Source organism: Paenibacillus sp. CAU 1782 (assembly GCF_054551715.1).
This window is the reverse complement of sequence record NZ_JBTOLL010000001.1, coordinates 1,014,407-1,032,664: the sequence shown is the minus strand read 5'-3', so window position 1 is coordinate 1,032,664 and position 18,258 is coordinate 1,014,407. Positions and strand designations below refer to the sequence as shown.

19 protein-coding genes are annotated in these 18,258 nt (G+C 51.5%); 18 read left to right on the top strand and 1 reads right to left on the bottom strand.

The features are described 5' to 3' along the window. Nucleotides 1-39 precede the first annotated feature (39 nt). The 3 genes from ACX93W_RS05010 (at nt 40) to ACX93W_RS05000 (ending at nt 2,566) form a co-directional block, all read left to right on the top strand. Nucleotides 40-894 carry a c-type cytochrome gene (locus tag ACX93W_RS05010; RefSeq protein WP_459391206.1) on the top strand — a complete coding sequence of 285 codons (855 nt, stop codon included), beginning with the start codon at nt 40-42 and terminating at the stop codon, nt 892-894. 107 nt (nt 895-1,001) lie between these two features. After that, complete coding sequence (locus tag ACX93W_RS05005; RefSeq protein ID WP_459391205.1) at nt 1,002-1,640, top strand: DUF1405 domain-containing protein; 639 nt, start codon at nt 1,002-1,004, stop codon at nt 1,638-1,640. A gap of 44 nt (nt 1,641-1,684) precedes the next feature. After that, the gene (locus ACX93W_RS05000) at nt 1,685-2,566 is read left to right on the top strand and encodes a sporulation protein YpjB (RefSeq protein ID WP_459391204.1); all 882 of its coding nucleotides are present in this window, start codon (nt 1,685-1,687) and stop codon (nt 2,564-2,566) included. Nucleotides 2,567-2,578: 12 nt separating this feature from the next. Here ACX93W_RS05000 and ACX93W_RS04995 read toward each other — a convergent pair whose 3' ends face one another. Then, a complete protein-coding gene (locus ACX93W_RS04995) occupies nt 2,579-3,442 on the bottom strand; it encodes a YitT family protein (RefSeq protein ID WP_459391203.1) in 864 nt (287 codons plus the stop codon). Between the two features lie 160 nt (nt 3,443-3,602). Here ACX93W_RS04995 and ACX93W_RS04990 point away from each other — a divergent pair, with 160 nt between their 5' ends. The 15 genes from ACX93W_RS04990 (at nt 3,603) to ACX93W_RS04920 (ending at nt 18,245) form a co-directional block, all read left to right on the top strand. Continuing rightward, entirely contained in the window at nt 3,603-3,938 is a 336-nt protein-coding gene (locus ACX93W_RS04990; protein ID WP_459391202.1) for a nucleotide pyrophosphohydrolase, read from the top strand. A 51-nt stretch (nt 3,939-3,989) separates the two neighbouring features. Beyond that, complete coding sequence (locus tag ACX93W_RS04985) at nt 3,990-4,532, top strand: tetratricopeptide repeat protein (RefSeq protein ID WP_459391201.1); 543 nt, start codon at nt 3,990-3,992, stop codon at nt 4,530-4,532. A gap of 6 nt (nt 4,533-4,538) precedes the next feature. Then, a complete protein-coding gene (dapB, locus tag ACX93W_RS04980) occupies nt 4,539-5,345 on the top strand; it encodes a 4-hydroxy-tetrahydrodipicolinate reductase (protein WP_459391200.1) in 807 nt (268 codons plus the stop codon). A 34-nt stretch (nt 5,346-5,379) separates the two neighbouring features. Beyond that, nucleotides 5,380-5,799, top strand: a complete 420-nt coding sequence (gene mgsA / locus ACX93W_RS04975; protein WP_459391199.1) for a methylglyoxal synthase — start codon at nt 5,380-5,382, stop codon at nt 5,797-5,799. Nucleotides 5,800-5,802: 3 nt separating this feature from the next. Further along, nucleotides 5,803-6,495 (top strand): bacillithiol biosynthesis deacetylase BshB1, encoded by a 693-nt coding sequence (bshB1, locus tag ACX93W_RS04970; RefSeq protein ID WP_459391198.1) that lies wholly within the window; start codon nt 5,803-5,805, stop codon nt 6,493-6,495. 62 nt (nt 6,496-6,557) lie between these two features. Beyond that, entirely contained in the window at nt 6,558-7,724 is a 1,167-nt protein-coding gene (bshA, locus tag ACX93W_RS04965; protein ID WP_459391197.1) for an N-acetyl-alpha-D-glucosaminyl L-malate synthase BshA, read from the top strand. Further along, the gene (locus ACX93W_RS04960) at nt 7,709-8,974 is read left to right on the top strand and encodes a CCA tRNA nucleotidyltransferase (RefSeq protein ID WP_459391196.1); all 1,266 of its coding nucleotides are present in this window, start codon (nt 7,709-7,711) and stop codon (nt 8,972-8,974) included. The genes bshA and ACX93W_RS04960 overlap by 16 nt, the downstream gene beginning before the upstream one ends. Further along, a complete protein-coding gene (locus ACX93W_RS04955; RefSeq protein ID WP_459391195.1) occupies nt 8,971-9,951 on the top strand; it encodes a biotin--[acetyl-CoA-carboxylase] ligase in 981 nt (326 codons plus the stop codon). The genes ACX93W_RS04960 and ACX93W_RS04955 overlap by 4 nt, the downstream gene beginning before the upstream one ends. Before the next feature lie 460 nt (nt 9,952-10,411). Then, the gene (gene panB, locus ACX93W_RS04950) at nt 10,412-11,314 is read left to right on the top strand and encodes a 3-methyl-2-oxobutanoate hydroxymethyltransferase (RefSeq protein ID WP_459391194.1); all 903 of its coding nucleotides are present in this window, start codon (nt 10,412-10,414) and stop codon (nt 11,312-11,314) included. Continuing rightward, nucleotides 11,311-12,204 (top strand): pantoate--beta-alanine ligase, encoded by an 894-nt coding sequence (gene panC / locus ACX93W_RS04945; RefSeq protein WP_459391193.1) that lies wholly within the window; start codon nt 11,311-11,313, stop codon nt 12,202-12,204. Before panB ends, panC begins: the two co-directional genes overlap by 4 nt. Then, the gene (panD, locus tag ACX93W_RS04940; RefSeq protein WP_459391192.1) at nt 12,189-12,572 is read left to right on the top strand and encodes an aspartate 1-decarboxylase; all 384 of its coding nucleotides are present in this window, start codon (nt 12,189-12,191) and stop codon (nt 12,570-12,572) included. Before panC ends, panD begins: the two co-directional genes overlap by 16 nt. Nucleotides 12,573-12,691: 119 nt before the next feature. Further along, a complete protein-coding gene (locus ACX93W_RS04935; RefSeq protein ID WP_459391191.1) occupies nt 12,692-13,405 on the top strand; it encodes a hypothetical protein in 714 nt (237 codons plus the stop codon). A gap of 14 nt (nt 13,406-13,419) precedes the next feature. Beyond that, nucleotides 13,420-16,338 (top strand): ATP-dependent DNA helicase DinG, encoded by a 2,919-nt coding sequence (gene dinG, locus ACX93W_RS04930; RefSeq protein ID WP_459391190.1) that lies wholly within the window; start codon nt 13,420-13,422, stop codon nt 16,336-16,338. Further along, complete coding sequence (locus ACX93W_RS04925; RefSeq protein ID WP_459391189.1) at nt 16,304-16,963, top strand: redox-sensing transcriptional repressor Rex; 660 nt, start codon at nt 16,304-16,306, stop codon at nt 16,961-16,963. Before dinG ends, ACX93W_RS04925 begins: the two co-directional genes overlap by 35 nt. Continuing rightward, entirely contained in the window at nt 16,944-18,245 is a 1,302-nt protein-coding gene (locus ACX93W_RS04920; protein WP_459391188.1) for an amidohydrolase, read from the top strand. Before ACX93W_RS04925 ends, ACX93W_RS04920 begins: the two co-directional genes overlap by 20 nt. The last annotated feature ends 13 nt before the right edge of the window (nt 18,246-18,258 follow it).

Sequence of the window (18,258 nt, the reverse complement as noted above, 5' to 3'; positions counted from 1 at the left end):
CTTTTTGAACACGAACTATAAGGGAGGGAGGGCTTACTTATGGCTCATGGTCATAAATCGAAAGAAAAGGTTGTCTTCGTCGGCGACTCTCGCGTCAAAAAAGCCGGCATGTTCCAGACACCGCCTGATTACACGGCATTTCCGGGAAAGTCGGAAGCCTTTATCCCAAACTTCCTATTAAAGGAATGGATGGTCGGCTGTGTGGTGCTGGTCGGATTCCTGGTTTGGGTCATCGCGGAGCCTGCTCCGCTAGGTTATCCTGCCGATCCAACTAACGCATCCTTTATCCCGATGCCGGACTGGTATTTTCTCTTTTTGTATCAATTCCTGAAATACCCTTATGTTTCGCAGGATTATGTCCTGCTGGGCACCATGGGCATCCCGGGAATTATGTTTGGCGCCTTGATGCTGGCTCCGTTTCTGGACACAGGAAAGGAACGCCGTTTCTACCGTCGTCCAATTGCTTCTTCCCTGATGCTGCTTACCTTGGCGTCTTGCGTATACCTCACTGTCGTTTCCTGGGATCATTACCAGCACATGCTGGCGGAAAATAATACGATTCCAGAGCATCACGAACGTGCGGACAAGGCAAGGGAAGCGTTTGAAAGAGGAGAACCGCGGCCTAACCCGCTCAAGAAAACCGCGGCCATCATTGAAGCTGACGACCCAGCTATGTCCATAGCTCAAGCGCAATGTATCGGTTGTCATGCCGCGGATTTTAGCGGCACTGCAGGACCTGCGCTGATTGGCGTAGGCAATCGGTTGACCCAGGAGGAAATCGCCGCAATCATTACCAACGGCAGCGAAAACGGGGCAATGCCGCCTTTCAGCGATGCGCTTTCGGCCGAAGAAATTGACCAGTTGGCCGTATGGCTGGCGAAGCAAACCCAATAAGAATCAAGAAGGCCTGATTGTCATTTGACGATCGGCCTTTTTTTTCGCACAATAGAGACTGCGGGCATACGGTTCGCTACATATGAATACGGGAGAGGTAACGGGGAATGAATCTGAGCTTTTTTTGGAGCAAAAGCTTTTTGTTAAACCGGAGTTTTTTGTGGATCTTGTTTACGGTTAACTTTTTGGGTACGATCTACGGCTACATTTGGTATGATTACCAAATTCGGATGACCCTTCAGGAAAAACCGCTATGGATGCTGCCGTTTGTGCCAGATTCCCCTACGGCAAGCCTGTTTTTTACGTTAGCTCTGTTATTCCTGTTGTTTCCCCCTCGGAAAACTTCAGTTGTGACCAATGGATTTCGGATGCTGATTGAAGGATTGGCTGTAGTATGTTCCGTGAAATACGGAGTTTGGGCGGTTGCTATGATCTGGGCCGGCGCGGCTCAAGGCGATTTGTTGATCTGGAGCCATTATATGCTGATTGTCTCTCACCTGGGCATGGCGCTGGAGGCGCTTCTGTTTTTCCGCTTTATGAAGGCGGGAGCGGTTAGTCTGGCGATTGCGCTTGGCTGGCTGCTGCTGAATGATACAATGGACTATACCTTCGGTATTTTTCCAAGCTTGCCTAGAGAACTGCTGGATGACCTCGATGTGATCAAGTGGTTTACCGTGTCTCTTTCTTTTATCAGTTTTGGCCTTGCTTTGCTTGTATGGAAAAGACGCTCAAAAACCTCATCATAAAGCCGGACATCCCCTCATAAACTCTTTTATGGGGGGATGTCCGCATGAAGGCTCGTATCGCAGCTCCATTAATTCTATGTATATTGTTAACGCTGGCTTCGTCATGGTCAGTATGGATACGTCCGATAAACGCCGGGCATTTGGATCAGTCTCCCGGCGGTCACCATATCCAGCTTCAAGTAATGAATAATACCGCTTCTGATTTGTACGCCGCAGCTCTATCAAATGAACGGCATCTCGCGTACAACCGGCTGATGAAGCTAAAGCAGCAGACGGAAGCCGGCATGCTTCGGGGATTTGGCACGGAGGCCGGATGGGTTGCGCTGGATAACGAAATGACAGAGACAGAAGCTTTGCTGCTGTCCGGCTCTCCGTCGCGCGCCTGGGCGGAGGGAGCGGCCCGCATTGCGCTGGCCGCCGATGCGATGTCTTCCGGAAGCGGAGGTTTGTGGCTGCAATACGAAAAGCTGCTGGAGGATGATCTCGCAGCAATCCGCAAAGCCTGGAAGCGCAGCGCAGGCGATCCCGCAGCCGCTGCTGCGGCGCGGCTGAATAGTTTTTCAGCCCATGCAGGCCGGATCGCTCCCGCAGCCTTAATGGCTGGCTCCGCGCAGGCAACGGAACAGCTCCTACGGAGTATCAGTGAAGCTGCCGCGCTGCTTGATGCCAAGATGGCGGGAACTGCCGATGAACGCAGGCTCCAATTGGCGGTGGAAGCTGCTTTTGTCTCCATGGAAAACGCGTCATCCGCAATGTTTGAAGGCGAGGCCTATCGCAGCTCCGTCCAGCCGATTTCCGCGTCTGCCGGAAGGCCTGATGTTATGCAGTGGGCATTATTTTTGGGAACGCTGATTTCCGCCGTATTAACATGGACAGGCTGGAGGAAATACAAACAAAATCCGTTTGGCGTAAAAACGCTCCGCTAATAAGCGGAGCGTTTATTCCTCCTTGAAGCCTTCGCCAAGCACGTCGTGCACATCGTTAATGACGATAAAAGCATGGGGGTCGATTTTGCGTACTATGCCTTTGAGGCGCCGGGTTTCATAACGCCCGACTACGCAATAAACGACCTCTTTGTCTTGTCCCGAAAAGGCGCCTCTTGCCTGCATCAGCGTTACGCCTCTTTCCAGTTCCTTCGTAATGGCCGACGCAATCGCCGCGCTATGATCGGAGATGATGGAGAAAGCTTTGGCAGAATAAGCGCCATCCTGGATAAAGTCGATCAGCTTGGAGGCGACAAAAACAACAACGAGCGTATACAGCACCTTTTCCAGCGTGATGTAGAACAAGGAAAGGCCGATAATGAGAGCATCGAAGGAAAGGATGATCTGCCCCATGCTGTACCCTCTCCTGCGTGAGAGGATTCGGGCGATGATATCGATGCCTCCCGTTGTTCCTCCAAACCGAAAAACGATGCCGAGACCCGCGCCTAGCGTTGCCCCGGCGTAGAGAGCGATCAGCATGTGGTCGCCTGAGCTTTGGAAGGGGACTAGCCATCCCATCCGGATAAACCACTCCGTCAGCGCCAGAAAACCCGACAGCGAAACCGTGCCAAGGATCGTGTAGATCATCTGGAATTTGCCAAGAGCCCTCCAGCCTAACAGAAAAAGCGGAATGTTGAGCACCAGCGTCGTAATGGACAACGGCAATCCCGCTGCGTAATTGAGCAATACCCCTATCCCCGTTACGCCGCCCTCCATCAGCTGGTTGGGAATAAGGAAGTAGTGGAGGCCAAATGCGTAAATGGCCGTTCCCAGCATAATCGGCACAATCATTTTCAGCTGCGTCATCAATTGTTTCATTCCGGTTGCAACTCCTTTCCGCGGTGGACTGTCTCTTTATAGTATGGGCAAATATGCGCCAAGCAAAAAACATTGATTTTCATTAGAGCAATACGGTAACATAGGAGTCGTATAACCATAATTGCGTGAGTGCAACCTCTATTAGGAAAGGGAGTCCCCTATGGCGGATAAAACGATGTCCGATATACAGCGCGAGGTGGACGAATACATCTCGCAATTCAAGGAAGGTTACTTCAGCCCTTTAGCTTTGATGGCGCGTATGACCGAGGAGGTAGGGGAACTTGCTCGCGAAGTAAACCACTCCTACGGAGAAAAGCCCAAAAGAAGCGATGAAGCCGACAATTCCATAGAAATGGAGCTTGGTGATATCTTGTTTATTTTATCATGTTTTGCCAACTCTTTGGGAATTGATCTAAGCCAGGCCCATGACAAGGTCATGAACAAATTCAATACCCGGGACGCCGATCGCTGGACGAGGAAAACCGGAGAACTGTAAGCAAGCCCCCTACATATGCTGTACCATAATCCTGTACAGGAGGATGGACAGATGGATGGGGAAAGCTGTGTCCGAAAAGCGTACGAGTATATTCTGAACGGCGATTTTGAAGAGGCTATAGCATGGTTTGAGCAGGCGATTGCAGCGGAACCCGCCAACCCTGCCTTTTATCATAAATGCGCGGTATCCTGCGCTCGCAGCGGCAAATGGAGCAAAGCTAAGGTGTATGCCGATTTTGCGGAAAAGCTGGAGCCGGACAATGAGGAATACCGTTACCATTCCGGAGTGATACAGGCGAGGCTTCTGCTGATCGAAGCTAACGGCCTGCTTGCCCTTTCGCCGCCTATTATGGGAGAAGCGGCTTCCCTGCTTCGCCAGGCGGTGTCCTTGGACCCCCTGTACTTCGACGCTATTTTTACGCTTGCGCTCGTTTACCAAAGTGCGGGCGACTTGGAAGAAGCCTATATTAGCGCGCGGGAGGCGCTGCGCCTCGATCCACAGCATGCCGCCGCCAAGCGGCTGTTCGGCGATATCCGCCGCAAACGCAGATTTAGAGCCATAACCTCAACATTCAGCAGAAAAAAGGACAGGTGATTAGCAGTGACAAATCAAAGGATAAAAGTAGCAGTTACCGGAGCCGGCGGAAGAATGGGCCGAGAAGTCGTCAAAATGGTGCTGGAGGATGAAGCGCTGGAGCTTGTTGCTGCAGTCGATCCTTCAGCAGGCCCGGTTGACGCAGGCATTTTCGCCGGAGGCAAACATACCGGCGTAACGGTCAGCTCAACGCTCGAAGAAGCCTTGTCTTCAAGCCAAAGCGATGTTCTTGTAGACTTTACCGTACCTCAGGCCGCCTATATCAATACAAGAACCTCTATTGAATACGGTGTTCGCCCTGTCATCGGCACAACAGGCTTTACGCCGGAGCAAATTGCCGAGCTGGACGAGCTTTGCAAGCAAAAAGGAATCGGGGGGCTTATTGCGCCGAACTTCTCCATCGGAGCCATTCTGATGATGAAATTTGCGGCCCAGGCCGCCAAATATATGCCGCACGTCGAAATTATTGAATATCATGGCGACCAGAAATTGGATGCGCCATCCGGCACGTCGATCAAAACCGCTGAGTTGATCGCCGAGGCGAGGCAAGAGCTGAAACAGGGCAATCCTGCCGAGGAAGAGCTTATTGAGGGAGCTAGGGGCGCATATTACAACGGCTTCCGTATACATAGCGTCAGACTTCCAGGCGTATTCGCCCAACAGGAAGTTGTATTTGGCGGCCATGGACAGTCGTTGAAAATCCGCCATGATTCCTATGAACGTGCCGGTTATATGCCCGGGGTCAACGTTGCGGTCAAAAAGGTAATGACCTATAGCGGACTTGTATACGGCTTTGAGCATATCATGGACTAATCCAAAATCCGCTCCAGCTTGAGAGGAGAACATCATGTTGAAAATTGCATTTATCGCGCATGACCGTAAAAAAGAGGAAATCGTTAATTTTGTAACGGCATATGAGAAGGTATTTGTGCCGCATCAGCTTTATTCCACCGGGACAACCGGGACTCGCATTATGGAACAGACGGAGCTGAAGATTCACCGCTTTATGTCGGGTCCGCTTGGAGGAGACCAGCAGATCGGAGCAATGGTAGCCGAAAATGAAATGGATCTCATCATTTTTCTGCGCGATCCTTTGATGGCGCAGCCCCACGAGCCTGACATTATAGCGCTGCTTCGACTTTGCGACGTACAGGGCATACCGGTTGCAACAAACGTAGCTACGGCCGAATTGCTCGTCAAAGCGGTAGAACGCGGCGATTTTGCATGGCGCGAGCTTGTGCACAAGTACAAGCCGGGACTGGAGTAGGGGATGGACAAGCTGGATATTCTCATTTTTGGCGCGCATGCCGATGATGCGGAAATCGGCATGGGCGGCACGATTGCCAAGCATGTAGAAGCCGGTTGCCGCGTCGGCATATGCGATCTGACCCAAGCCGAGATGTCCTCCAATGGCACCGTGGAGCTGAGACGGCAAGAAGCCTCCTCAGCCGCTGCGGTGCTTGGCTTGTCGGCTCGCACCAACCTGCAGCTTCCCGATCGGGGACTGACGGGGGGGCCGGAGCAGATAGAGGCCATTGTGCGCGAAATTCGACGCTTTCGGCCGCGTCTTGTTTTTGCGCCCCATTGGGTTGACCGCCATCCTGATCATGTCGCCTGCAGCAAGCTGGTGGAGGAAGCGGTTTTTAACGCCAAGCTGCGCAATTTTTTGCCTGACATTCCCGCTGTCGGCATTGAGCAGCTGATCTATTATTACATTAATGACATGGAACATCCTTCGGCTGTGGTAGATATCAGCAGCCATTACGATAAAAAAAGAAAGTCGCTGGAGGCCTATGCCTCGCAATTTAATCTGAAGGCTACCGATAATAGCGTCGAAACGCCGCTGACAAACGGCTATTTGAAGCGAGTAGAAGCAAGAGATTATTTGCTCGGCCAAAGCAAGGGTTGGACCTATGCCGAAGGCTTTGCCATCAAATCACCGCTTACCGTTTCATTATTTTGACAAAAAGTACAGCCCATTCGGAATATAATGGTTCATGCGACAAACGCGGAGGTGCGAAGGGCATGGCAAGAAAGCTGAAAATCGGCATTACATGTTATCCGACACTCGGCGGATCGGGCGTTGTTGCAACGGAGCTTGGAAAGCTGCTTGCGGAACGCGGACATGAAATTCATTTTATCACGCACAGCATTCCTTTTCGGCTTGGCCAATTTCATAAAAATATTTTCTTTCATGAAGTAGAAGTAAACGATTATTATGTGTTCCGTTATCCGCCTTACGACTTGTCCCTTGCCAGCAAAATGGCGCAGGTTGTCAAGATGCAAGGACTGGATCTGCTTCATGTGCATTACGCCGTGCCGCATGCCGTATGCGCCCACTTGGCCAAACAGATGGTCGGCGATGAGCTAAAGACGGTTACGACGCTGCACGGAACGGATATTACGGTGCTTGCGCAAGATGAATCGCTGAAAGATCTAATTGCGTTGGCCATTAACCAAAGCGATGCCGTTACTGCGGTTTCCCGCGATTTGATCCAGGAAACAAGACGTCTCTTGGACATAACCAGACCCATGGACCTCACTTATAACTTCGTGGACAAACGCGTTTATTATCCACGGGATGTAACAGGTCTTCGCAGCGATTATGCGGCGCCCAACGAAAAAATACTTATGCATATATCCAATTTCCGTCCCGTCAAACGGGTAAGCGACGTCGTCGATATTTTCGAGAAGGTGTCGAAGCGGCTGCCTGCCAAGCTCTTGCTGGTAGGGGAAGGACCGGAATTGTCAAAAATTCAATATAAGATCAAAAGCATGGGCCTGGAGGAAAAAGTGCATTTCCTGGGCAAACAAGAGGATGTCGCACAAGTTATTTCCATGGCCGACGTTTTGCTGCTGCCTTCCGAGAAAGAAAGCTTTGGACTTGTTGCCCTGGAAGCTATGGCTTGCGGCGTTCCGACGATCGGCTCTAATGCTGGCGGTATTCCGGAGCTCGTTACGCATGGCATCACCGGCTTCCTTTCCAGCATCGGCGATGTGGAGGAAATGGCCAGCAATGCCGAGCTGCTTCTGACGGACGAAAAGCTGCACCAGCAGTTTAGGGAAGCCTGTCTGTACCGGGCTCACGAGGAGTTCTGCAATGACGGAATTACCGACCAATACGAAGCCATCTATTATCGCGTACTTGGCATTGAGGCAGAGGCGGAGAAGGCGATGTGTCAATCCCAATGAAAACGGAGCTTAGTTGCGGCATGAAGGCCGCTTTGCCGGTATTGCTGAAATTGATTCAGCACGGACATGAAGCGGTCTTTGTTGGCGGAGCCGTCAGAGACCTGATTCTGGGGCTGGAAGACAAGGACGTGGACATTGCCACCTCCGCACTGCCGGAGCAGACGATGGCGCTATTCCCCAAATGCATCGGCACGGGCCTGCAGCACGGCACAGTAACTGTGATGGTGGAGGGCAATGGGTACGAGGTAACAACCTATCGGCAGGAATCCCCTTACGAGGACCATAGGCGTCCCGGCGGAGTTGAATTTATTCATGATCTGGAAGGCGATTTGCTGCGGCGGGATTTTACGATTAATGCGATGGCTCTTGGTGCGGAAGGAGAGCTTCATGATCCCTTCGGGGGTTTGGAGGATTTGAAAAACCGCCGACTTCGATGCGTGGGTGACCCTGATGCCAGACTGCAAGAGGATGCTCTTCGCATGCTGCGCGGTGTTCGTTTTATCGGTACTTACGGACTTACTCCGTCGCTCTCCACCTGGAAGGCGCTTCGCCGTCATCGCGCCTTGCTTCGTCATGTCGCCATGGAGCGGGTCCAAGCTGAATTGGACAAAATGCTGGATGGTGTTGACCCTTCGCGCAGCCTGGTTTGGCTGCAGCGGAGCGGCCTGCTGAAGCATACGCGCGAAGAACTGGAACTGCCGGATTTGGCGGGCTGCCGGGATCTGCCCTGGCTGGAGAAGCTGTCCGGCAAGGACAATCGGTATTCCGCGTTATTTATCGCATGCGGAATGGATGGAGCTGCAGCATACTCCTGTATGAGCAAGCTGCGGTTTTCCGGCAAACGAATGGATGCCATAAGGAATCGGCTGAACATTCATTATCGCCACCTGTTTGTGCCGGAGGGGGCCGATGAGGCTTCTCTCTGGCGCAAAACCGTTCTGGAATACGGCAGTGAGGCGGCAAGCGAATGGCTGGAGATGACATTGCTCCTGCCGGATGACCTGGCTCCCGGAGTTACGGGTAAAAGCGATGATTTTCGGAGGACAATGGAGAATTTGCCTATTACATCCGCGCGCGAGCTGAACGTCAACGGAGCAGAGCTTGCCGAGGCGCTGGGAAGGAAGCCGGGACCGTGGACACGCGAAATGCTGCTGCGTCTGCTGCATGCCGTTGCGGACGGCGAACTGCCCAATCACAAAGAAGTCCTGATCTCTCAAGGGAAGAATTGGACAATGGAGAGTAGTCAATGAGCCAAAATGAATTGCTTGAGTTGTTTATTCAAAACCGGGGCCAATATGTGTCAGGCGCTTTTGCAAGCCAGGAGCTTGGCGTAAGCCGAACCGCGATATGGAAAGGCATTCGCAAGCTGGAGGCGGCAGGGTATGAATTTGAAGCCTCTACCAAGCTTGGTTATCGCCTGCTGTTTCACCCGGACAAGCTTGACGAGGATACAATTAAAGGTTTGTTGAAAACGAATTCGTTCGGGCATCCTTTGCATTACCGCGACGAGTTGGGCTCAACACAGGACGCGGTAAGGGCTTTTGCGGAGGAAGGGGCGGAAGAAGGCGTCTTGGTGGTAGCGGATTCTCAGCAATCGGGAAGGGGACGTATGGGACGGTCCTGGATTGCGCCAAAAGGAAAAGGCATCTGGATGAGCTTGCTGCTTCGTCCTTTGGTCCCCATTCATTGCGCGCCTCAGCTCACCTTGCTGGCAGCCGTCGCTTTATGCCGAAGCTTGAGAAGGGAAACGGGGCTCGACATCGGCATTAAATGGCCTAACGATTTATTGATTGAGGGGAAAAAAATAAGCGGCATCCTGCTGGAATCTGCGGCGGAAGATGAGCGGCTTAAATATATCATTGCCGGGATCGGCATCAGCGTTAATATGTCGCAAAACGATTACCCCGAGGAGCTTCTGGAAAAAGCGACTTCGCTTCGAATCGCTTCCGGAAGCAGTTTTTGCCGCGCCCAATTGATGACGTCTTTTTTGCTGGAATGGGAAACTCTTTACAAGCTGTATCTGGATACCGGCTTCCAGGGCATTGCAGCCCTGTGGGAATCCTTGTCCGTATCGCTCGGCAAAAGGATGGAGCTTACAACGCCTCAAGGCAAGTTGACCGGAGTTCCAATCGGGCTGGACAGTAGCGGCGCCATTATCGTCAAGCGGGACGACGGCGAGGTCGTCACTCTCTTTTCCGCGGAAATGGGTGAACCCAAACAGGCCTGATTATTTACGAATGCCGGTTGTTTTGGTAAACTGTAAGAGCAGGCGGTATTCTTGAGGAAGCTGCACTGTCGCAAAAAAACAAAGCTTTTGTGAAGGAATGGATCATGCATTCTGCTCTGAGCCGTAGGGACCGAGACAGAAGGAAGCATAAAAGGCAAACGTTTCCTTTTCTCTGTGGGAACCTTTTTAGCGGCGGCTAAAAGGTTTTTTTGTGTTTACACTACAAGGCGAGTTCAAAAAGTCCGGTTTTCAGTACCAAGAAGATGGGATGAAGCTAGAAATGGAGTAGCGGAGCTTAGTGAGAGCTAAGTGAGCAACCCCAATGTTTCCGGAGGAAACATACTTCGTAAGCCTACGCTTATTTCGGCTGAATTCCATATTCGATGTTGACTATGCCGCCAGGCATGTTTCGTAATGGAAAGCGGATTTTTTGAACAACCTTAACAAGGAGATGAAGAGGATGAGGAAACGGTTAGGCATACATGCCCTCCGGAAAATGAAAAACGAAGGAAATCCTATTTCGATGGTGACTGCCTACGATTATCCGTCGGCGATATTGGCGGAAGAGGCAGGAATCGACATTTTGCTGGTGGGCGATTCATTAGGCAATGTGGTGTTGGGCTATGAAACGACATTGCCTGTAACGCTTGACGATATCGTTTATCATACTAGAGCTGTTGCCAGAGCCGCTGGCGGCACCATGATTGTGGCGGACATGCCGTTTATGACATACGGCGCAAGCCGGGAGCACACATTGCTGAATGCCGCTCGCATCATGCGCGAAGGCGGAGCCCAGGCAATCAAGCTGGAGGGCGGTCAAGAAATCGCCGACGAGGTAAAGGCTCTTGTCAATGCCGGCATTCCGGTTATGGGACATATTGGACTGACGCCGCAATCCGTTCATCAGTTGGGCGGCTACAGAGTGCAGGGGAAGACGGAGGAAGACGCAGCCCGTCTGCTGCAGGATGCCATCCAATTGGAGAAAGCAGGAGCTTTCGCGATTGTATTGGAGCTTGTGACCGAGCAGGTTGCGGCTCAAATTACGAGCAAGCTGTCCATCCCCGTCATTGGGATCGGCGCTGGCAGATATTGCGATGGTCAGGTTCTGGTTTTCCATGATTTGCTGCAATATTCTTCTCCTTATTTTGAGAAAAAATTTGTTAAAACATACGCGGATATCGGGACAACGATCCGAGGCGCCATTGAAGGTTTCGTTCAGGATGTGAAAACAAAAGCGTTCCCGGCAGAGGAGCATGTCTTCCAGCCGGAAAGCAGAGGGCCGGAACAGCTTTACGGCGGCGGAGCCGCAACCAATAATGAGCAAGGCACATCGCAAAGCGCCAGGGAAGTGACGGCAAAATGATTATTTGCAGAACGATTCCGGATTTGAAGGAAAAGCTACGCGAAGCCAGAACCGGCGGCAAAAGCGTTGGTTTTGTGCCAACAATGGGATATTTGCACGAAGGACATGCCAGCTTGCTCAGAAAAGCGCGGAGTCGGGATGACGTTGTTGTGCTCAGTATATTTGTCAATCCCATGCAGTTTGGTCCGGGAGAGGATCTGGACCGATATCCGCGGAACGAGGAACGGGACCTGGTCCTTGCGGAAAGCTGCGGGTGCGACCTTGTTTTTCTGCCCGCCAAAGAAGAAATGTATCCCTCCAGGCCGCTCACCTCGGTAAAAATAAGCGGTTTGACGGAGCGGCTGTGCGGAGCCAGCAGACCGGGCCATTTTGATGGAGTTGGACTGGTGGTTGGCAAGCTGTTTAATCTCGTGTCTCCAACCCGGGCGTATTTCGGCATGAAGGATGCCCAGCAAGTGGCGGTTATCACGGCCATGACAGCAGATTTGAATTTCGACGTCGAAATCGTGACCGGCGAAATCGTCAGGGAGCCTGACGGTCTTGCGCTCAGTTCGCGCAATGTTTATCTCTCGCCCAAGCAGCGCGAGCAGGCAGTGGTTCTGTCGCGTTCTCTGAAGGAAGCGGGGGAATTGAGCCAGCAACCCGGAACGACGTCTGGAGGCCTGCTCCAAGCCGTCAGAGAGGCCATTGAAAGCGCAGAGGAAGCGGTTATCGATTATGTGGAGCTACTGCTCTATCCATCGCTGGAGCCCGTATCGCCGGACCAGCCGCTGAGTGAGTTGGAAGGAACCTATATCGTGGCGCTAGCTGTCAAATTTGGCTCCACGCGCCTGATTGACAATGCATTGTATAATCACATCGGAGGTGGATCATCATGTTCAGAACAATGATGAAGTCCAAGCTGCACCGGGCAACGGTAACGGAAGCAAATTTGAATTACGTAGGCAGCATTACCATCGATGAGGATTTGATGGATGCGGCGGATCTGCTTCCCAACGAAAAGGTGCAGATTGTCAACAACAACAACGGAGCGCGTTTTGAAACCTATGTCATCATTGGCGAAAGGGGATCTGGCGTGATCTGCCTGAATGGCGCCGCGGCAAGGCTGGTGCAGCCCGGGGACCAAGTCATTATTATTTCTTATGCTGCAATGACCAATGAAGAAGCCAGAAACTACAAGCCGATTGTCACTATTCTGGATAGCCAGAACAAACCGGTTAAACTGCTGAACGAAGAGCTGCACGCGACTGTCTTATAACTGTTTACATGGGATATTGCCGCCTGCATTATGCAACGACTGGCATGCCGTATGAAAAGACCCCTGCAAACAAAAAATGACCGTATCACACCTACTCCATTGATAAGGCGGGATGCGGCATGATTGGGCATGTGTTCGCAGTTATGAACGAAATGCTTGATGGGATCAAACAACAGTACCCGGGTTCAGCCGACCAGGAAAGAAGTCTTTTGCTGGAGCAGATTGCAGGGCTGAGGGCATTGAGTGACGAATTTATCGAGCATTGGCTTCAATTTGAGGAACGGCTTGCGGAGCTTGGAGAGTCGGCTGAGCAGCTTGCCAAACCAACCGTTGAAATATCTGCGGCTAAACAAACGGATGTCATCGGGAAGCCGGCTGGCGGCGCTATTCCTTGCAATCCCAATGATTTGGCCGTTCCCGACGAAGTTGCCGGCATTATGGACAAAGGACAAGGCTATTATAAATTATTTATGTTTGATGAAGCGGCAAAACATTTTCAAATTACGGTTGCCGCAGCTCCGGAATGCAATATGGCAAGGCTTTTTCTTGGCATGAGCCAGATGCATTTGCGAAATTGGAATGAAGCGCAAGGCCATTTTCAACTGCTTGTAGCATTGTCGGACTTTCCCAAATGGGTCGCTTTAGGATATAATGCGCTTGGGTGCATTCAAGCGATACGCATGAATATGGCTCTAGCCGAAGAGCTTTTTCGCAAGGCGCATGAGACATATCCCGAATTTAGTGATTCATTAAGCAATTTGCAATCATGCAGGCAGTCGGCGGCCGGACAATTGTGTCTTTATTTTGGCAGTACGGAGCTGATTTATTTGTGAGAGGACAGGGATGGATGAAGTATGCGATTCTGGATTTAGAGACAACCGGACATAGCGCCGACGATGAAATTATACAAATTGGCGTTGTGTTTGTCTCGCACGAGCTGACCGTATTGGATACGTACAGCTCATTTGTAAAACCCGCCATTATCATTCCATCCTTTATTACCGGGCTAACTGGCATCAATAACGATACGGTTAAAGATGCGCCTTCCTTGCACGAAGTATTGAAGGAATTGCTGCCGCTTATGGAGGATACCGTTCTTGTTGCGCATAACGTCGGCTTTGATTCCTCTTTTCTGAATCAAGCGCTCCAGCGCTGCGGATATTTGCCGCTTAACGGTCGCAAGCTGGATACGATGGATTTGCTCCGCATCCTGTTTCCTTCCATTACGACCTATCAGCTAGGGGCTGTCGCAGACCTTTTTGGCATCAGCCATGAACGTCAGCATCAGGCTGACAGCGATGCGATGGCCACGGCGGAGATATTTATTCGGGCCGTCCAAAAATTGCGCTCTTTGCCGCTGCTTACGTTGCAGCGGCTTACTGCGTTAATTGACTCCTCCAAGGATCTGCATTGGTTTTTGCGCCTGATCGAGCAGGAATTGGAACAAACGACGGTATTGGAATCGGCAGAATTTGACTATTATCGCCAGTTTGCTCTCAAGGCAAGGGAATGGAGCGAAGAGCAGCCTCCGCGTGGTGAAAGCAGTAATGAAGGGGATCAGTTATCGCTCACCTTCCCGGAATACCTCGACAGCATCAAAACAGCCATGATGGACAAGTTTGCGGCTTATGAAGAACGCGAGCCGCAAAACATTATGTTTGATGAAGTTTATAAAGCTTTATCGAGCGATAGCCATTTGCTGATTGAAGCAGGGACAGGAACGGGGAAATCGCTTGGGTATTTGATACCGGCGCTTTATTACGGCGTTCAAAGCGGCAGCAAGGTTGTTGTCAGCACGCACACCATCAACCTGCAGGAGCAAATCCGCGGGCGCGACGTGCCATTGCTGGAGGAAGTGCTGCCCTTTCCTTTTAGAGCGTCGATTTTTAAAGGCCGCGGAAATTATCTTTGCTTGCGCAAGTTCGAAGGCAAAGTGAATACTCTGGATTTCAATTCGCCCCATGAAGATGGAGTTACGGCTTCCCAAATGATCGTTTGGCTTGGGGAAACCGAAACCGGCGATCAAGAGGAATTGAATTTCGGAAGCAGGGGAGCGGATTTTTGGCAAACTGTCGCCAGCGACGCGGATTCTTGTCTGAACCGGGCATGCCCTTGGTTTAAACGATGTTACTATCATCGAGCCAAGCATGAATCCAATATTGCGGATGTGTGCATAACCAATCATTCCTTGCTTTTTACCGATGTTCAATCGGAGCACCGCTTGTTGCCTGCTTATTCCCATCTGGTCATTGACGAGGCTCATCACGTGGAGGAGACGGCAAGCAAGCATCTGGGTTTCAACGTGAATTATTATTCCTTCGTCAATACATCGATTCATTTGTATAAGGACAGCCGCAGCGGCTTGCTCCAAAATTTGCGTTACCGGTTGCAGCAAGAGGACGACGAACGGGTGAATGCGTGGATCGAAACCATCGATGCGCTGCTGATTCCCAAGCTTCAGAACATGAAGGAATATTGGGATAAGCTGTTTGAGCTGCTGTTTGCCCTTATCGGCACTTCCGGGGAAGGACCGGGCGACAACGGGGCGGCTGTATTGAGGCTGCAGGGCAGCCAGCCTCCGGAAGGCTGGGATGATATTGCAACCTACGAGGAGCATGTTCATACGGCTTTGTCCCTATGGCTTAAAGACTGCGAGAAGCTTGCATCGGATATCAAGGAACGGATTGATGATCACGGCGTTCAGGCGGCGCTGACGGATTTAAACGGTGAATTGAGAAATTTTGGGCGGATCAAGGATGAATTGCGGATTCTGGTCAAAATGGAACAGCCGGATTTTGTGTATTGGCTGGAAGCCAGCCCGGTTACGCGGCATCGCTCGCTGCATTTTTATGCGGCGCCGATTCAAGTCAGCAGGCAGCTGCAAACTTACTTCTTTGATGCCAAAGACAGCGTCATCATGACGTCGGCAACGTTGACCGTTCAGAAATCATTCCAATACGTTATGGAGCAGCTGGGGCTGGAAGGTTACGAAGTGCAGAACAGGCTTCAAACCGTGCAATTGCCGTCTCCTTTTCAGTACAGACAGCAGGCGCTGGTTATTGTGCCGCGAGATTTTCCGCCATATAAAGGAGCTTTCCCGGACCCTTCTTATCTGGAGCGGCTGGCGCAATCCATTGGGGATGTTGCCGTCGAAACCGGGGGCAAAATGCTGGTGCTGTTTACATCGTACCGAATGCTCAGAGCCGTCTACGAGTTGCTGAAAGATCCGTTGGAGGTTTCCGGCATACAGGTGCTGGGCCAAGGCATCGACAGCAGCAACCGGACCAAGCTGACGCGTCGTTTCCTGCAGCAGGCCGAATCCGTTTTGCTGGGCACAAGCAGCTTTTGGGAAGGCGTGGACATCCCCGGGGAAGCATTGACTTGCCTGGCTATCGTCCGATTGCCGTTTCAGCCGCCCAACCATCCCGTTGCCGAGGCAAAAGCGGAGGTGCTTCAGCGGAGGAAGCAAAATCCATTTATGAAGCTGTCCATACCGCAGGCGGTTATCCGGTTTAAGCAAGGATTTGGACGTTTGGTCCGAACGGCCCACGACAAAGGCATTGTCATTATTTATGATACTCGCGTGATCGAGACCTACTACGGCAAGCATTTTCTTTATTCCTTGCCGGGACCGAAAATGGAAACGATGTTTACAGCCCAGATCGTACCGAGAATTCGGGACTGGCTCATGCCGGAAAGTGAAGTTTCATACGAAGAGGGAGGCGACAGGGATGAAAAGCGCGAAAATATCGGAAGCGGTAGTTAGAAGGCTTCCTATCTATCTTCAATCCTTGAACGAATTGCACAGCCGCGAAATCGGAACGGTGTCCTCGCAGGAGCTTGGACAACGCCTGGATCTTAATCCGGCGCAAATTCGCAAGGATCTGGCCTATTTTGGAGAATTCGGTCGCAAGGGCATCGGTTATGACGTCATCTATCTGATCGAAAAAATTCGCCAGATTCTAAAAGTAAACCAGACGATCAATGTAGCATTGGTGGGGGCGGGCAACTTGGGCCTTGCCCTCTGCAACTACAACAAATATTCCAAAGACAATATGAAGATTACCGCCGTATTTGACGACAATCCTCAGAAGATAGGCACTAAAATCAACAACTTGCTTGTGCAGCCGATGGACGAGCTAGTGGAAACGGTCAAGGCGCGCGCGATTCGGATCGGCATTATTACGGTTCCTGCTATGGAAGCCCAAAATGTTGCTAACCGTTTTGTTGAAGCCGGCATAGAAGGCGTGCTTAACTTTGCTCCAGGCATTCTTCGCGTACCGGATGAAGTGCGTGTTCAGAATGCGGATTTTACCCGAGAATTGTTAAGTCTGGCGTATTATTTGAATCAGGACGAGGAGGAAAACGAAGATGGGCCAGCTCTGGATTAAAGACGGGCTTTTTATTTCGATGGAGGATGGCGTTGCGCCTTTTAGAGGCCATATGGTTGTTGAAGGCGACCTCATTACATACCTTGGCGATAAAACGCCGGAAGGCTTGCAGGAAGGCGTCGAAGTGCTGGATGGCAGCAAGCTTGCTTTTATGCCGGGGCTGATCAATACCCATGGTCATGCCGCTATGAGTCTGCTGCGCGGTTTCTCCGATGACCAGAAGCTGCAAGTATGGCTGGAGCAAAAAATGTGGCCGATGGAAGCCAAATACGAGGATGCAGATACAACGGCCGGCGCGGCGCTCGCTATTGTGGAGATGCTGAAGACGGGCACCACAACGTTTGTCGATATGTATGACCGTATGGACAAGGTAGCGGCTGTAACGGAGCAATCCGGCATTCGCGGCGTTTTGACGCGCGGCGTAATCGGACTCTGTCCTGAGGAAGTGCAAAAAGAGAAGCTGGACGAAGCCATCGCTTTTGCACGTGAATGGAATGGGGCTGCAAACGGCCGGATTTCCACCATGTTGTCCCCGCATGCGCCTTATACCTGTCCGCCGGCTTATATCGAAAAGTTTGTTCAGGCGGCGCATGATTATGACTTGCCTCTTCATACCCATATGTCCGAAACGATTGCCGAGGTCGAGCAAAATGTTGCCGATTACGGAAAACGGCCGGTGGAGCATCTAGATCAATTAGGCTTTTTCTCCCGTCCGGCGCTGCTTGCCCATGCGGTTCATCTGACTGATGACGAAATTGCCATTTTGGCAAGCAGGGGAGCCTCGATTTCCCATAATCCTGTGAGCAATCTCAAGCTTGCCAGCGGAATCGCCCGGCTGAACGATCTGATGAAAGCCGGCGTTAAAGTTTCGCTTGGCACGGATAGCGTAGCCAGCAATAACAATCTGGATTTGTTCCAGGAAATCAATATGGCGGCTTTGCTGCACAAAGGCGTCTCCGGCGATCCTACGGCGGTGCCGGCAGCGGAAGCGTTGAAGCTGGGCACTGTATACGGAGCCGAGGCGATCTGGCAAGGAGACCGCATCGGGAAACTGAAGGTTGGCTACAAGGCTGACTTTATCGGCATTAATTTGGATCAGCCGCATTTCTATCCGCTGTCCGATGTTGTGTCCCATCTGGTTTATGCGGGAACCGGCAGAGATGTTGTTCACGTCTGGGTGGACGGTCAGCAAGTACTGCGCAACGGTATTTGCACACAGCTTGACGAAGAAAAAATCGTCAGGGAAGCGGCCCTGCGTTTTGAAAGGCTGCTCAAGGGCTGATGAGGGCCGTTCA

Coding starts and splice junctions, on each gene's coding strand:
- bshA (WP_459391197.1), top strand. CDS start 6,558: ATGGCAAGAAAGCTGAAAATCGGCATTACATGTTATCCGACACTCGGC.
- ACX93W_RS04985 (WP_459391201.1), top strand. CDS start 3,990: ATGGATGGGGAAAGCTGTGTCCGAAAAGCGTACGAGTATATTCTGAAC.
- ACX93W_RS04920 (WP_459391188.1), top strand. CDS start 16,944: ATGGGCCAGCTCTGGATTAAAGACGGGCTTTTTATTTCGATGGAGGAT.
- ACX93W_RS04990 (WP_459391202.1), top strand. CDS start 3,603: ATGGCGGATAAAACGATGTCCGATATACAGCGCGAGGTGGACGAATAC.
- mgsA (WP_459391199.1), top strand. CDS start 5,380: ATGTTGAAAATTGCATTTATCGCGCATGACCGTAAAAAAGAGGAAATC.
- ACX93W_RS04955 (WP_459391195.1), top strand. CDS start 8,971: ATGAGCCAAAATGAATTGCTTGAGTTGTTTATTCAAAACCGGGGCCAA.
- ACX93W_RS05000 (WP_459391204.1), top strand. CDS start 1,685: ATGAAGGCTCGTATCGCAGCTCCATTAATTCTATGTATATTGTTAACG.
- panC (WP_459391193.1), top strand. CDS start 11,311: ATGATTATTTGCAGAACGATTCCGGATTTGAAGGAAAAGCTACGCGAA.
- dinG (WP_459391190.1), top strand. CDS start 13,420: ATGAAGTATGCGATTCTGGATTTAGAGACAACCGGACATAGCGCCGAC.
- ACX93W_RS05010 (WP_459391206.1), top strand. CDS start 40: ATGGCTCATGGTCATAAATCGAAAGAAAAGGTTGTCTTCGTCGGCGAC.
- ACX93W_RS04935 (WP_459391191.1), top strand. CDS start 12,692: ATGATTGGGCATGTGTTCGCAGTTATGAACGAAATGCTTGATGGGATC.
- panB (WP_459391194.1), top strand. CDS start 10,412: ATGAGGAAACGGTTAGGCATACATGCCCTCCGGAAAATGAAAAACGAA.
- ACX93W_RS04925 (WP_459391189.1), top strand. CDS start 16,304: ATGAAAAGCGCGAAAATATCGGAAGCGGTAGTTAGAAGGCTTCCTATC.
- panD (WP_459391192.1), top strand. CDS start 12,189: ATGTTCAGAACAATGATGAAGTCCAAGCTGCACCGGGCAACGGTAACG.
- bshB1 (WP_459391198.1), top strand. CDS start 5,803: ATGGACAAGCTGGATATTCTCATTTTTGGCGCGCATGCCGATGATGCG.
- ACX93W_RS04995 (WP_459391203.1), bottom strand. CDS start 3,442: ATGAAACAATTGATGACGCAGCTGAAAATGATTGTGCCGATTATGCTG.
- ACX93W_RS05005 (WP_459391205.1), top strand. CDS start 1,002: ATGAATCTGAGCTTTTTTTGGAGCAAAAGCTTTTTGTTAAACCGGAGT.